Raw genomic sequence first — 14,335 nt, 5'->3', positions numbered from 1 at the left:
CTCTTGGCGACGGGAGGGTGAGGGGCTGTTGGGATTAACGCCTGAGCCTCATGCCCCTCACCCTCCCACGCGAAAGTGCGCGCGGGCCCCTCCCTCTCCCCTGAAGGGAGAGGGGTTTTAGCTACCGCCCCAACAGCACGCGGGCTTGGCCGGCGATCTGTGCCAGCATCGCCGCATTTGGGACGGCCGCATGACGCGCGCGGTCGATGACGGCCTTGAACTGCGCCACGCGCGTGGCGTTCGCCGTGAGCCAAGCCTCCACCGCACCCTGCGGATCTTGCGCACCACGCCGCGCCAGGAACTCCAGCCGCAACTGCTGGAAATCGCGCGCCAGACCGGCGATCAGCAGGCGCTCCCACGGATCGGTCGGGCTGATCCGCGCCGCATTCGCCTGCGCCCAATCCAGCCCGAGCGCCTGCCCGAGGTGCGTGAACGCGCGCGTGAGGACCGCCTCGTCGAGCGTCATCCGCTCGCCGAGATCGGCCAGCCCGACCGCGCCGTCCATCTCGAACAGGCGGACCACCTTGCGCACCAGATCGCCCGGCGCACCGACCGCCTCGAGCTGGCTGGCGATGCGGCTGCTCTGCGCACTCGCCTCTTCGAGGAGCAGCGCCGCGGTCTGGCTGTCGAGCTGCGTGATGCCCTTCGCCAGCCGTGCGAGCACGTCGCCCGGTGCCGTCCCCGGCGCCGATACGCGCAACAGGTCGGCGATCTGCGAGCGCGTTGCGACCGCTACCTCGTCGAACAGCGCGATCCTCGCCGCCTCGGGCATCACCGCGGTCTCGATCTCCGCCCATAGCGCCGGCAGGTCGAACAGGCGCTCGGCGACGACGAACATCGCTGCGATATCGCCCATCGCTGCGCCTTCCTCTTCTGCCAGCTCGAACGGATAGAGAATGCCCAATCGGTTGACGATCCGGTTGGCGAGCTTGGTCGCGACGATCTCGGGCCGCAGCCGGTGCTCGTCGATCGCGGTCGCAAAGCGCTCGCGCATCGCTGCGGGGAAGGCGGCGTGGAGGTCGGGCTTCAGCGCATCGTCCTTGGCGATGTCGCCATGCTCGATCGCATCCTGCAACCCGAGCTTGGCGGTCGCGAGCAGCACGGCGAGCTCGGGACGCGTGAGCCCCAGCCCATCCTGACCACGACGGAGCAGGATATCGTTCGACGCGAGCCCCTCGACCGCACGATCAAGCCGCCCGCTGCCCTCGAATATCTCGATGACGCGGACATAGCTCGGCATCGCCACCGCGCCGTCCGCCTCGGCGATCGACAGCGCGAGCGTCTGGAGGCGGTTGTCCTCCAGCACCAGGTGCGCGACGTCGTCGGTCATGCTGGCGAGCAGCGTGTTGCGGTCCTCATAGTCGAGCCGCCCCTCGATCATCTCGCGGTTGAGCGCGATCTTGATGTTGACCTCGTTATCCGAGCAGTCGACGCCCGCCGAATTGTCGATGAAGTCGGTGTTGATCCGCCCCCCGCGTGCGGAAAACGCGATCCGCGCCGCCTGCGTGACGCCCAAGTTCGCGCCTTCGCCGATCGCGATCACGCGCAGGTCCTCGGCGTTGACGCGCAACCGGTCGTTGGCCGGATCGCCGACCGCGACGTTCGCTTCTGCCGCCGACTTCACATAGGTGCCGATGCCGCCGAACCAGAGTAGGTCCGCCGGCGCCTTGAGGATCGCCGAGATCAGCGCGCCCGGCTCCATCTCGCTCACCGTCACGCCGAGCGCAGCCTGCACCTGCGGCGACAGCTTGATGACCTTGGCGGTGCGCGCGAACACGCCGCCGCCCTTCGAGATCAGGCTGGCGTCGTAGTCCGCCCAGCTCGACCGCGGCAGCGCGAACATCCGGTTGCGCTCGTCCCAGCTGGTCGCCGGATCGGGATCGGGATCGAGGAAGATGTGGCGGTGATCGAACGCCGCGATGACCTTCAGCGTCTTCGACAGCAGCATGCCGTTGCCGAACACGTCGCCCGACATGTCGCCGCAGCCGACGACGGTGATGCTCTCGCTCTGCACGTCGAGGCCGCGTTCGGCGAAGTGCCGCTGGACGCTCAGCCACGCGCCCTTGGCGGTGATCCCCATCGCCTTGTGATCGTAGCCGACCGAGCCACCGGAGGCGAACGCGTCGCCCAGCCAGTAGCCGCGTTCGAGCGCGAGCGCGTTCGCCACGTCGCTGAACGTCGCGGTACCCTTGTCGGCGGCGACGACGAAATACGGGTCCTCGCCGTCGAGGATCGTCACCCCGTCGGGATGGACGACCTTGCCCTCGACGATGTTGTCGGTGATCGACAACAAGGTCCGGATGAAGATCCGGTAGCTCTCGGTACCTTCGGCCAGCCACGCATCGCGGTTCGACGGGGCAGGGAGCTGTTTCGGATAGAAGCCGCCCTTCGCGCCGGTCGGCACGATCACCGCGTTCTTCACGCGCTGCGCCTTCATCAACCCAAGGATCTCGGTGCGGAAATCGTCGCGACGATCGGACCAGCGCAGGCCGCCGCGTGCGACCGGGCCGGCGCGGAGGTGGATGCCTTCGACGCGAGGCGAATACACCCAGACTTCGCGCCACGGCACGGGGGCGGGGAGGCCCGGAATCAGGTGGCTGTCGAGCTTGAACGCGAGCGCTTCCGATGCGGCCGGCGTGAACGCGTTGGTCCGCAACGTCGCCGCGATCAGGTTGCGATACGCGCGCAGAATACGGTCGTCGTCGATCGCGGTGACCGCGTCGAGCCCGGCTTCGATCGCCTGGTCCGCCTCGATCGCGTTGCCGGGATGATCGGGGTGGTGGACTGCCGTGAACCGCGCGATCAGAGCGGCCGCAACTTTCGGCGCACGCCGCAACGCATCGACGACGGTGGTCAGGCCATACGGAAGCCCCGCCTGGCGCAGATACCGGAACCACGCACGGAACAGCACGATCGCCTCGGGACGCATCCCCAGTTCGACGATCAGCCGATTGAACGCATCGTTCTCGGCCGCGCCTTCGAGCACTGCCGCGATCGCACCTTCGAGTACGGGGGCGTCGCTTTGCTGCGCGGCGTCGTTCGCCTCCAGCACGAAGTCATGCACGAACGGCACGCTGTCGTCGCGCAACCGCGTCGGCAGCTCGCCGATCACGCGGAAGCCGAAATTCTCCAGCACCGGGACCGCGTCCGACAGGGGCAACGCGCCGCCGAGCTTGTAGATCTTGAGCTGCGGATCGGCGCCGGCCTCACCCGGGACGAGCCTCACACCGCGCGCGTCCGTATCGGCGAGCGCGGCGATGCGCTGGATATCCTCGGCGGCCTCGGCGGGCGTGCTGAGGTTGCGGTAATTCTGCGGGAACGCGGCGGCCCATTTCAGCGCCAGACGCGCGGCACGCGGTGGCGGCAACGTCTCGACCAGCGCGGCCTCGACGTCCGACACCCAGCCGCGCACCATCCGCTGCAACCGGAGCGCAAGCGGCGCGACGTCGGGCATCCGGCCATCGCCGCGCAGATCGAGCGTGTAGCGGATCATCGCAACCTCGCCGTCCTCCAGCGCGATCGACCAGTTGAGCACGCTCGCATTCGCCGCCTCCGCCAGCATGTCGCCGATCGCGACGCGGCGGCTGGTGGTGACGTCGTCGCGCGGCAGCCAGACGAACCCGAAGAGGTGACGGCCAAGCGCCGATTCGACGAGCACCAGCGCGGGGCGCGGCCGATCCGCGAGGCTCATCGCGGTCAGCGCCAGATCCTCCAGCGCATCGGGCGCGAACGCGATCACGAGATCGTGCGGGAGCGCGGTGAACGCGTGCGTCAGCGCCTTGCCGGCATGCCCGCGCGGATCGAAGCCGAACTTCGCCTTCATCGCCGCAAGGCGCGTGCGCAACACCGGCACGTCGCGCGGCATCGCAGCCAGCGCGGCGCTGGTCCACAAGCCGCTGTAGATCGACAGTCCGGCGACCGTCGCGCCTTCCATTACCGGCACGACGACGAGGTCGAGCGGCACGGCGCGGTGGACGGTCGAAATCAAATTCGACTTGAGTAGCAGCGGTGCATCGTTGCCCGCCTCGAACCACTTGATCGCGAGTGCGCGCGACGCCTGGGCGAGGATCGGTACGCGATGTTCGTTGCGCGCGATCCCCAGCGCGGCATGACCGCTGCCGTCACGGTGCCAGATCTGGTGCCCGAGCAGCGTCAGGTGCCCGCCCAGGAACCACTGCAACAGCGCCGCGCCCTCGCCCTCGGGCAGCTTGGCGATATCGTCATCGAGCGCCGCCTGCATAGCGCGCCAGTCGGTCACCGCCGCACGGACGTCGGCCAATACGGCCGTGAGGTCCTCGATCAGCCCGCGACGGTCACGAGCATCGGCACGCTCCATCTCGAGATAGATCATCGATTCGGGTCGGCCTGCGCCTTGACCATCCGCGTCGATCGCATGCAGCGTACCGTCGGGCGTCCGCGTCGTGCGGACGACGGGGTGGATGATGCGATCGACCGCGATGTCCTGCGCGCCGATCGCAGCTGCGATCGAATCGACCAAGAACGGCATGTCGTCGTTGACGATCGCGAGCCGCATCCGCCGCCGCGTGTCGTCCGCGCTGATCGGCTCGATCGCGATCGCCGGCGCACCGTCGTCGCGGTGCGCGGCGGTGGCGGCGACGAACGCCGCGGCCTGCGCGACCTCGCTCGCCCCGAAGTCCTTGAGTTCGCCCGGAAGGGCCCGTTCGGTCAACCGGCCTGCAAGGGTCTCGGTGAGCGTGTTCAACGATTGGTTCGCCATAGGTCAGGGCCTATGCGCCCCCCGTTCGCCTATCTCAACCCTTGTGGCAGGTGCGAAGAATAATGCCGCATCGCACCTAAGATACGGACCGTTCGGCGGTCGCGATCGACGCGAGATCGCCGTCGAACCCGCCCACAAAGCTTGCGAACCCGCCCGCCGGCACCTGATGCCTCTGGGCATGCCGCAACACTGTCGCGAACGTCTCCAGCCGCGTCGCCTCGAAAGTCGCGCCGAAGACCAGCGTAACGATCTGCATCATCACGTCGGCCTGGCCTGGCAGGCAGGCGGCCTTGAACAATGTGGCGAGATCGCCGTCGTCGTGCTCGGCCGACACTGCAAGATCATGCGCCCGCCCCAACGTACGGTGGAGCGCCGCCCGACTGCGCGCTTCGGCAGCCCGGACCTGCGCCGCACTCTCGCGCGCCATCGCCAGCCGCTCGCCGAGCGGACCAGCCACCACATACTCGGCCGGCAACGGATCATCGAGTACCAGCGTCTCCACGGGCGCCGGCTCGGCAGGCATGACATCGAACCCACCACTCGGACCATCGGCCCAAACCTGCGCGGCCGTTCCCGAGCCCTGCGGTGTCGCGTGAACCGCAGCATCCAGCTCCGCCGACAGCGCCGCCTGCAGATCGGCGTCCGCGAGTTCCTTCCAATTGATCACGCCGTAGATGAAGTCGATCGTCACGCCGCCCGATGCGAACGGCATCAGGATGCCGCGGTACAACGTCGTCCGCCCCCGGCTGCTGACGAATTCCGCCTCGAAGCCGATCGGCGCGCGATTGGCGATGATCTGCAGATAATGATCGGTCAGCCGCGACAGCAGCGAGCGGCTCGGCACGTCGGCGATCGTCGCGATCGGCCCCTCCAGCCCGCATTCCTCGCGCAGCGCACGGCCGAGATACGCGATCCTGGGGTCGCCCATGCCGTGGCTAAAATCGAGCAGCACGCTGTGCGGGCCGAAATCGGTGATCGTCTCGGGCTCGAGATCCGCGATCGACGGGTAGGGGCGGTCTTTCAGCAGCGACACCCAATGGTTGTACGCGCGCACATGCATCCGCCGCTCGTCGCCGCCGAGATCGAACATCACGTCGTTGACGCCGGCGTCGGTCGAATCGCGCGGGCCGGCGTCCGCCATCGGGCGCGTCGCGGTATTCCCGGGCGCCAAAATATCCGCGCCCGCTCCGCGTCCGTCCTCTACGCTGCGTGCCGTCGTCATGCCCAAAGATCCCCGTATCGTCGCCGCGCTTGTGCACCGCGCTTGGTAAACACCGAGTAAACCCGCAAACGGCTTGTCAGCCCGCCAAACCGCTGGTAGTTGCCGCCACCTCGACCGGATACGTCCGTCGTCGGGCCGCTTTAGCTCAGCTGGTAGAGCATCGCATTCGTAATGCGGGGGTCACAGGTTCGAGTCCTGTAAGCGGCACCATCGACATATTGTTGAAGTACAACGATCTTCCAGGCGGCTTCTTGCCCGTAAATCCGGTAATCCGGGTTTTGGTACCGCGGTCGTATCGCCAGCCTATTTTCCGGCGCCGGAGCAGGGTGCGACCTTGATTGGCAGCGTTACGACGGTCTCTCCGCCTCAAGACGATCTACCTTTACGAAGCGTCCTGCACGTCCTTCTCGATAACGAGTGCGAGGTAAAGATTTGCGAGCGCATAGTGGCTCGAACACGCGTTCGGGTCCTCCGTCGCGGCAGCCATCTCAAGCTCCATTTCGGCGCGACGCTCGTAATAGCGTCGATCCTCATCCGTCACCACAATCCGCCTCCTGCGCGGTTCGAGCCGCGCCCTTCCTTGTTTGCGCGATCGCTCGCGTTTGGCGGGTTCCTAAACCTTGGACTGGGCTATCACAAGGTTCATTGTTCACTTTCTGTTCTTGCGCTCTGCAGAGCTAACCGGAGAGGGATCGGCTCATGAGTAGCTTGCGGCTCCACCAAATACCGTTCGAGTGGCGTCTCGCGAAGTTCCGTTCTTCCCGTGTCGCACGTCGGCTAATTTCCCGTCGCCTGCGCACGGCGATATGGAGGAACCGAGCGATGGCGGGTGCCGGAATGAACGACGGCGATCTGGCGGTATCATGGCGATCGCGCCCGGCATTGCCTCGATCGCAATGTGGTCGCCCAATCTGGACCAGCACGGCAATTCGATGCTCAACGCCCGCACCGCTGGTCCGTCTTCGGTCCCCGGATCGTCTGAATGGAGCGTCTCCACACACGCTTGCCGACGAAGCCAAGCTCGCACATGATCGTGCAAAAGGGGGACGCGCGTGAACAAGTGGGTGCTGATAGTGGCGCTAGTCATGGCAACGCCGGTCACGGCGCGGGATCTGGGCGTGCCGGCCGACAAGGGCTGGAAACATGCCGAAACCGGCCTGATTCTCATGCCGCAACTGGCCGGTCTTTCGCGCACGACGCTGACCGATGCGACCGAGACCGAGCATGACGTGGCGGCGCAATATGACGTAGCGGACAAGAGCGTGTTCGCAACGATCTATCTCTTCCACCCCGCGATCCCCGATGTGGCGTTGTGGTTCGACCGGTCGCAGACCGCGCTCGAAACGCGCGACATCTTCCGCCATGCTGCTCCAGCCAGCGCCGATCCGATCGCCTTCGCCGCGACGAACAGTGGGACGGCGACGTCCCTACGCCAGGTCTATGCCACACCCGGCGGCGCCTATCGGAGCACCGCGCTCGCGGTCATGCCGGTCGGCGAATGGATCGTCAGCATCCGCATGAGTGCGAAGACACTGACCGCGGACCAGCTCGACGCCAGCCTGCAACAGGTGATCAAGGCCGTCCGTTGGCCGCCCTCCGCTACCATCGCAACCATCGCGGCGGCCCCGGTCACGCCGTGCACCACGCCGCTGACCTTCACCAAGGCCAAACAGGCCAAGCCGAACGGTGCCGACCTGCTGATGTCCCTGATGGCCAGCACCATGGCCACCAAGGCGAAAGCGGAAGAGAAGTCGGCGCCGCCCGTGGCGCATCCGAGCTGGTGTCGCGACGGCAGCGCGAGCACCGAATACGGCGTCTATCGGTCGAACGCGAGCACCGGCGGCTACGTCATGGCGCTTTACGATGCCGGCCGTGTCGTCAGCGTCTATCCCTCGCTGATGGGCCAGGTCGACAAGAGCGGGACGTATGCGGTGTCGCTGGAGGATGTCGAAGGTACGACGTCGGTCTTTCCGTCGTTCACCGCGCTGCCTTCGCCCAAGCAGGTGTGGGATCTGGTCGGAAGCGGCAAACGCAGCGGTACGATGAAGGGCAAACAGATGACGATCGACCCGAAGGCGCTCTGACCAGGGCGCCTGCTCGGACCGAAAGGTCAACCGCGATTGATGCGATCGATCAGCGCTGGCAGTTCGGCCAGGCTCTCCAGCGTCGCGAAACGATCCGAATCCTCAGGGGGCGTCGCATGTTCATGAGCCCACGCACCGTCCTGCGGAACATAGGCCGCCCACGCCCCAGCCTCCAGCGCCGGACGCACGTCGGAGCGTATCGAATCCCCTGCCATCACCGCCTCGGCAGGTTGCACCGCATATCGTTCGAACAGCCGCGTGAAGGTATCGGCGGTCTTGTCGCTGACGATCTCGACACCGGCAAAGCGATCGCCAAGACCCGACGCGGCAAGTTTGGCTTCCTGATGCAGCAAGTCGCCCTTGGTGACGAGCACGGGCCGACCGCGGTCCGCCAGATCCTCCAGCGTCTGCGCGATCCCGTCGAACAACTCGACCGGGTGCGCAAGCAGCGACCGGCCTGCCGCGAGGATGTCCGCGACCATCGTCGGTTTCAGATCGGCACCGCAAAGCTCGACCGCGGTCTCGATCATCGACAGCGTGAAGCCTTTCGCACCGTACCCGTAGAGCGGCAGGTTGCGCGCCTCGCACGCTTCCAGCGCCGGGCGGGCGACCTGCGCGTCGGCGAACGGCCGCAGCATCTCCAGCAGCGCATCCTCGGCCGCATTGAAGTGCCGCATGTTGTGCCAGAGCGTGTCGTCGGCATCGAGGCAGATAAGGCGTATCGTCATGGCCATGTTTTACACCCGGCATTTTGTCGCACCATGACTATTCACCGACAGCGCGCGCCGTAAACCGTCAAACCAGGCTGTTCGTGGGAGACCAACTATACTCACGCGGCAGGATCGATATGATTGCCACTATGCTCTGCGGGATCTTGCTCCGCGCCCAGTCGCGGGCAAAGTGGAACAGTCAACAGAATTTATCGTATAACAAAGTTTGCCTCCGTTTCAGTGCATACTGAGATTCATAATATCATTGAGACGAGTATTTTCCTCCCAGGGCGAATCGCCCAAAAAGGAGAGTATGATGCCAACGCAGAAACAGATCGCGGAACTTGCCCACTCGCTCCACGATCGGAAGATCATCAATCTCGATACATCGATGCGCGACGCCCTCAGTGTATCGTCGACGGTTCTGAACGATCCGAACGTCGTCGCCGACTGGAATGTCGTCGGTGGGTCCCACTATTTCCTGGTCACGGGAATTCAGGGTGGTCTGGAAAAGGTCGCAAACCCGTCGACCATCGGAAAGACGATCGCTCAGCATTGAGCGTCACGGACATAATGGCGTTTCGTCGTCGCATCATGGCCATGACGAAGCGCCATTATACATATGAGCAATGTCATGGCTGATAAGACCGTCGAAGACGAACGCATTACGATCGAACTGGTAAAGTACTTCTTGTCGGTCAGGCCGCTTATCGCCAAATTGGACGCGATAGACGCCGACACGTTTCAATCCCAAGGGTTGCGCGCATCGAAGGTCATTTCCGAAATCCTGCTGTTCTTCGAACTGGCGGAATCGGTCGTCACGCGCGCTGGGCAGCTTCGCGACCGCGTCGTGGTGTTCGTTTCATGGGCGGTGCATGAGGTGTGTACAGAGGCGTTTATTGCCAACGCGGAACGGCGGCCAGCCGAGGCAAGCAGGTTCGGTATCATTCTATTGTGCGCGCGACGCTATGGTGTGTGCTCGCCTATGCTGGCGCGGGTCGAGGCACTGATCCGGTCGCCCGGATATTTCGCCGTCGAGCGGCTCCCGTTCCGGCATCACGAAGCGACGTGGCTGTACGAGCGGGTGACGAACGTTGCCGTCGCCGAACATCTTGTATGCCGGTCATCACTTTTATCGCGATTTACGCACCCTTCGATGATGGCGAGGACGGATCTTTACGCAAAGACGCATTCGGCGATGTTCGAGACCGATTTTGGCCGTCGCCGATCGGAGCATTGTGCGATATTCCCCGACGTGGCGATCGCGCTGGATCACGATCTGGCCTATACGTTCTGCGATGCGGACTGGGATCTCGTCGGGGAAATCTGCCTGACGCAGGTGTTTCTGGAGTGTCGCGGACCGACTTTCCAACAGGCAGACGCTGCCTTGAGATCGATATATAAGAAGTTCGGTTTTATACCGTCGATTACATTCGACAGTAAGACGGCCAACTCTTTGCCGGAGCAGGACGACGATCTCTATCGCTTCATTCATTCCTATCATACGACGCTGGTATTCGGGTTGCTGATAGTGTGTGCCGCCAATGCCATTCCCGCCCGCATCGAGAATTCCGATATCGAACCGGCGAGCGGAAATGTCTTGGCTGCGATCGTCGAGAAATTCGGTGTTTCGGAATTGGACTATGGGCCGATGAACGAAGACTGGTTCTCGGACGATTTCGAGATGGGGTTGGACATGCTGATCGATGGCTATGCGACGCGATGCTACGTTAGTCACGGCCTTGGCGATGCTCGCGCATTGCTCGAGCAATGCGCGGAACACGCGGGACCATTATCGCGCGATTCACACGCCTTTTACGCGCGCTTCTGATCACCTATCGGTCGAAACTACGCCGATGCGTCGAACTCGTTAAACGCGGAGCGCACCTCGTCGGCGGTGGCGTCATCAGCGACGTCGACCGTGACCACGACCCTGCCGTTCAATGCGGCATCATCTCGCGCCTCTTGGCTTGATGTGCCAGCAGCGGCGTCGGCGCCGGCATCTTCGGTACCCGCGGAGTTCGCCTCGCCATCCGGGGCAACCAGGACCTTGGCACGATCTATGTTGAATTGCTGGACGAGCCGCTCGACGGTCATCTCGGCTTCACGGCGCGTATCGAATTTTCCGGTCAGTTTCATGGTCGTCTCTCCAGCCGGTATGGCTTTCTGGAACAACCATCCAGATCGCTGGCGGTGCCATGCGGCACGGCTTTTCGTCACACCAGCGCGCAGCGATTGACGTGATCTGTCGTCGGCTCTTACCGTGGCGACCATGCCAGGCTTTGAAAGCCGAACCCTGCTCGACTGGAAAAGTGCATGCCGCAACGCGCGCTCAAGCCCGACCAACGCCTTCGCGAACATCTCGAAGATGCGCTGGTCGAGGCGGAGCAGCTCGGCTGGACGGTCGTCGCGGCGCTTATATCCGAAGCGCTCGATGCAATGGATTCGCCGTTGGCAAATACAGCGTAAAATTGGGCTAAGTTTTTGGCAGATTGAACCCGAGAAGCTGTAGCAAATTGCATCGAAATGGAGGTTTCTGTTCGGTCGGTTTGCATTTGTACGAAAAAGAGACGGTTCACGCGTGATCCGGGCGAATGGCCAACCCCGATAGTATTGCCATATGAAAATGGTTTGCTAACCCGCCGCCGGGGGAGAGAAATATGCAGGCGGGGGCGGCGTTTGTCGTACATGGACGATCGGGACAGCGTGACGGTTCGGATCTAGGATCGGACCAGGCGACGACTGCGCCGGTGCATGGCACGCCATATCGTGGCGATATCGATGGTCTGCGCGCGATCTCGGTTATTGCGGTCATCATTTATCATCTGTTCCCGACCCGCTTCCCGGCGGGCGGGTTGGGTGTCGATATCTTCTTCGTCATATCGGGATATCTGATCGGCGGGATCGTCCTTGCCAGCGTTGCGGCGCGGCGGTTCACCTTTGGCGATTTCTATCTGCGGCGGCTGCGCAGGATCGCGCCGGCGTTCGTGGTGATGATCATCGCCACCACGTTGGTCTCGACGATCCCGCTCTATCCCCAGGAGCTGGCGAGTTTCGCCACCAGTGCGCTGGCGGCGCTGGCGTGTGTCGGCAACATATTCTTCTATTTCACATCGGACTATTTCGCGGCCGACAGCGCGACCTTGCCGTTGCTGCATACCTGGTCGCTGGGTGTCGAAGAACAATTCTACCTGGTATTTCCGTTCCTGCCGTTGCTGATCGCGCATTCCCGGTGGAAACGATGGCTGGTGCCGATCATGACGGCGACGGCACTGCTCTCGCTGGCGGTGAGCATCGCCTATGTACGAACGAACGCCGCAGCGGCATTCTATCTTCTGCCTAGCCGGTGGTGGGAATTGATGGTCGGCGTCCTCGCATCGCAGATGCGGGGGGACTGGCTGACATCCCGGCCGCTGACGCGCATGGCCTCCGCCGCGGCAGGGCTGGGTCTGATCGCCGCCTCCCTCCTGCTGGTACGGCCCGAGCACGGATTTCCGGGGCTGGTCGTCGTGCCGGCCTGCCTGGGGGCGGCGCTGGTTCTGATCACCGGTCAGGGCACATCGACGATGGTGCATCGCGCGTTGAGCGTTTCCCCGGCGCGCTATATCGGCCTGGCGTCCTATTCGCTGTATCTCTGGCACTGGCCGGTCATCGTTCTCTACCGCCAGCACCGACTGATCGGCAAACTGCTGATACGGGACGCGGTCATCGTTCTGATCGTGACGGCGATCCTCGGATTTGCGTCCTGGAAATTCATCGAAGGCCCCTTTCGCGGCAAGATGGCACCACGCCGACTGGGCGCATGGTGCGGCGGGCTGATCGCCATCGCAGCGCTGTTGCAGGTCGGTATCCTGGCGACCAGCGGCCTGCCGGAACGATTTTCCCCCACGGTTCTGGCGATAGCAAGCGCCGGGGGGCAGTCCGGATCGATGCCAAAGCCCAAGGCGAACTGCTTCCTCACCAATCAAAGCAGCGTTGGCGACTTCGACAAGATCCCATGTCTCGCGCGGGAACAGGGCAAGCCCAATTGGCTGCTGGTGGGAGACAGCCATGCATCGATGATGTGGCGTGGCTTATCGGTGGTGCTGCCACATGTGCATTTCCAGACTGCGGTCGTGTTCGGCTGTGAGATGCCGCTCGATCCGCAGCCGACCGGTCGCGTGTGCGACGACTTGATGCACCAGGTGCTGGTCCGCGACCTGGATATTGCGCGGCCCGATGCGGTGCTCGTGATCTGGCGCTGGATCCGGTTGGATATCCCCGCGCTGAAACGGCTGCATGATCGGCTTGCGGGCAAGGGCATCGCGCTGATCGTCATGGGGCCGACCCCGGAATATTCCATGCCGGTGCCGCGGATCATGGCGGAGAGCGTCAGGCGACGTGATCCGGGACTGCTGGCACGAACCATCGAACCGCGCCTGTGGAAAAACGATCGGGAACTCGCGGCGCAGGCGAAGGCGATCGGATATACCTATCTCTCTCCGCTCAAGGCGATGTGCCCCCAACGGCGCTGTATCGTCGAGAGCGCCGACGGCGGGCTGCTATATTTCGATGCCGGTCACTATAATCAGGTCGGTTCGCAGACCGCCGTGCGTCGCTTGATCGCGAACGACGCGTCGCAGGGATGGCCCTTGCGACAGGCGTTGGCCGACACGAGCGCGCCGACCTACTGAGCCCGGGGAGGGGGCGGAGTCGGGTGGTTCTCGTCGACCCGAAGCCCCCTCGGTTGGCGTCTCCCATCGATGGCGCGGGGGGCTGGAGGGAAGGCCCGGGTCATTCCCCCAGCAGGCGCCGATATTCGGCCTCCGCATGGCCATAGGTGTCCGCGGCGAGCAGCATCAACTTGGCGCGATCGCGAACGATCACGCGGCCACGGACCGCCCGGATCGCCTGTTCCTCCTCGAGTCGGTGGAGCGCATCGGTGATGCTGCTCCGACGGACGCCAAGCATCAGTCGAAACTCCTCATGGGTCATGCAGATGTCGTCGTCGCGGACGCGATCGTGATACAGCAGGATCCAGCGTGCCATGCGCCGCTCGATCGAATGCGCGAGCGACGAGACGATCGTCCGTCCCATCTGGATCATGAAGACGTTGACGAACCGCAACAGCGACAGGCGCAGCGTGGTGCTCTGCTCGGCGAGCATGACGAAGCGCTCGGCCGAAATCCGCAAAGCCTCGCCGCGTTCCGCCCGCATCACCACGTCGTAGGGCGATCGTCTCGTGCCGAGCAGCAACGGCCAGCCGATGCACCCTTCGGCACCGATCAGCCCGACGGCATAGCGATGCTCGCCTTCGAGCGCGTCGAGCACCCCGGCGATCCCCTCTTCCGGGAAGCACAGGCTGTCGATCGCATCCCCTGCATGCGACAGGGTATCGCCGATCGAAAACGGCACGCGGGTCAAATGCGGTGCAAGCAGCGCGAAGTCGTCGGTGCTTAGACTGCGCAGCAACAGGTTCTTGGTATCGCCCTGTTGGATGTGCTCGATCAACACATCGGGTTCGGCGGTTCCCAATACATTCCACGTCATCGTTGCTTCCTGGAAAAAGGCCCGCTCCTCAAAGGGATCGGGGCTGTGTCCG

The 14,335-nt window shown here is 64.0% G+C and carries 12 protein-coding genes and 1 tRNA gene; 7 read left to right on the top strand and 6 right to left on the bottom strand.

What is annotated here, in order from left to right; all coding sequences use genetic code 11:
* Positions 1-121 precede the first annotated feature (121 nt).
* A complete protein-coding gene (locus C8J46_RS02920; RefSeq protein WP_132734845.1) occupies positions 122-4,738 on the bottom strand; it encodes an NAD-glutamate dehydrogenase domain-containing protein in 4,617 nt (1,538 codons plus the stop codon).
* Between the two features lie 76 nt (positions 4,739-4,814).
* Entirely contained in the window at positions 4,815-5,960 is a 1,146-nt protein-coding gene (locus C8J46_RS02915; protein ID WP_132734843.1) for a hypothetical protein, read from the bottom strand.
* Between the two features lie 134 nt (positions 5,961-6,094).
* On the opposite strand from C8J46_RS02915, the gene C8J46_RS02910 reads away from it, so the two are divergent.
* Positions 6,095-6,170: transfer RNA gene (locus C8J46_RS02910), tRNA-Thr, on the top strand.
* Between the two features lie 172 nt (positions 6,171-6,342).
* On the opposite strand, the gene C8J46_RS20680 is transcribed toward C8J46_RS02910, so the two are convergent.
* Entirely contained in the window at positions 6,343-6,504 is a 162-nt protein-coding gene (locus tag C8J46_RS20680) for a hypothetical protein (RefSeq protein WP_165886421.1), read from the bottom strand.
* A gap of 262 nt (positions 6,505-6,766) precedes the next feature.
* Between C8J46_RS20680 and C8J46_RS02905 the strand changes: the two genes are divergently transcribed.
* Together C8J46_RS02905 and C8J46_RS02900 are read left to right on the top strand one after the other, a co-directional pair.
* Entirely contained in the window at positions 6,767-6,991 is a 225-nt protein-coding gene (locus tag C8J46_RS02905; protein WP_207894070.1) for a glutaminase, read from the top strand.
* A gap of 21 nt (positions 6,992-7,012) precedes the next feature.
* Complete coding sequence (locus C8J46_RS02900) at positions 7,013-8,044, top strand: hypothetical protein (RefSeq protein WP_243643187.1); 1,032 nt, start codon at positions 7,013-7,015, stop codon at positions 8,042-8,044.
* 26 nt (positions 8,045-8,070) lie between these two features.
* Here the strand turns inward: C8J46_RS02900 and C8J46_RS02895 are convergent, their stop codons facing one another.
* A complete protein-coding gene (locus tag C8J46_RS02895; RefSeq protein WP_132734841.1) occupies positions 8,071-8,772 on the bottom strand; it encodes an HAD family hydrolase in 702 nt (233 codons plus the stop codon).
* A gap of 298 nt (positions 8,773-9,070) precedes the next feature.
* Between C8J46_RS02895 and C8J46_RS02890 the strand changes: the two genes are divergently transcribed.
* Both C8J46_RS02890 and C8J46_RS02885 read left to right on the top strand, forming a co-directional pair.
* Positions 9,071-9,313 carry a hypothetical protein gene (locus tag C8J46_RS02890; RefSeq protein ID WP_132734839.1) on the top strand — a complete coding sequence of 81 codons (243 nt, stop codon included), beginning with the start codon at positions 9,071-9,073 and terminating at the stop codon, positions 9,311-9,313.
* 75 nt (positions 9,314-9,388) lie between these two features.
* The gene (locus tag C8J46_RS02885) at positions 9,389-10,585 is read left to right on the top strand and encodes a hypothetical protein (protein ID WP_132734837.1); all 1,197 of its coding nucleotides are present in this window, start codon (positions 9,389-9,391) and stop codon (positions 10,583-10,585) included.
* 17 nt (positions 10,586-10,602) lie between these two features.
* Here C8J46_RS02885 and C8J46_RS02880 read toward each other — a convergent pair whose 3' ends face one another.
* Positions 10,603-10,893, bottom strand: coding sequence for a hypothetical protein (locus C8J46_RS02880; RefSeq protein ID WP_132734835.1), 291 nt, complete (start codon positions 10,891-10,893; stop codon positions 10,603-10,605).
* Positions 10,894-11,070: 177 nt separating this feature from the next.
* Between C8J46_RS02880 and C8J46_RS20675 the strand changes: the two genes are divergently transcribed.
* Positions 11,071-11,223 carry a hypothetical protein gene (locus tag C8J46_RS20675; RefSeq protein ID WP_165886437.1) on the top strand — a complete coding sequence of 51 codons (153 nt, stop codon included), beginning with the start codon at positions 11,071-11,073 and terminating at the stop codon, positions 11,221-11,223.
* Positions 11,224-11,414: 191 nt separating this feature from the next.
* Positions 11,415-13,427 carry an acyltransferase family protein gene (locus C8J46_RS02875; RefSeq protein ID WP_132734833.1) on the top strand — a complete coding sequence of 671 codons (2,013 nt, stop codon included), beginning with the start codon at positions 11,415-11,417 and terminating at the stop codon, positions 13,425-13,427.
* 100 nt (positions 13,428-13,527) lie between these two features.
* On the opposite strand, the gene C8J46_RS02870 is transcribed toward C8J46_RS02875, so the two are convergent.
* Positions 13,528-14,283: a Crp/Fnr family transcriptional regulator gene (locus tag C8J46_RS02870; protein WP_132734831.1), complete on the bottom strand. Its 756-nt coding sequence runs from the start codon at positions 14,281-14,283 to the stop codon at positions 13,528-13,530.
* Between the last annotated feature and the right edge of the window lie 52 nt (positions 14,284-14,335).

The organism is Sphingomonas sp. PP-F2F-A104-K0414, from assembly GCF_004340945.1.
In the GTDB taxonomy this organism is placed as follows: Bacteria; Pseudomonadota; Alphaproteobacteria; order Sphingomonadales; family Sphingomonadaceae; genus Sphingomonas.
Note: the sequence above shows the minus strand (reverse complement) of the source record. Positions and strands in the feature narration are given on the sequence as shown.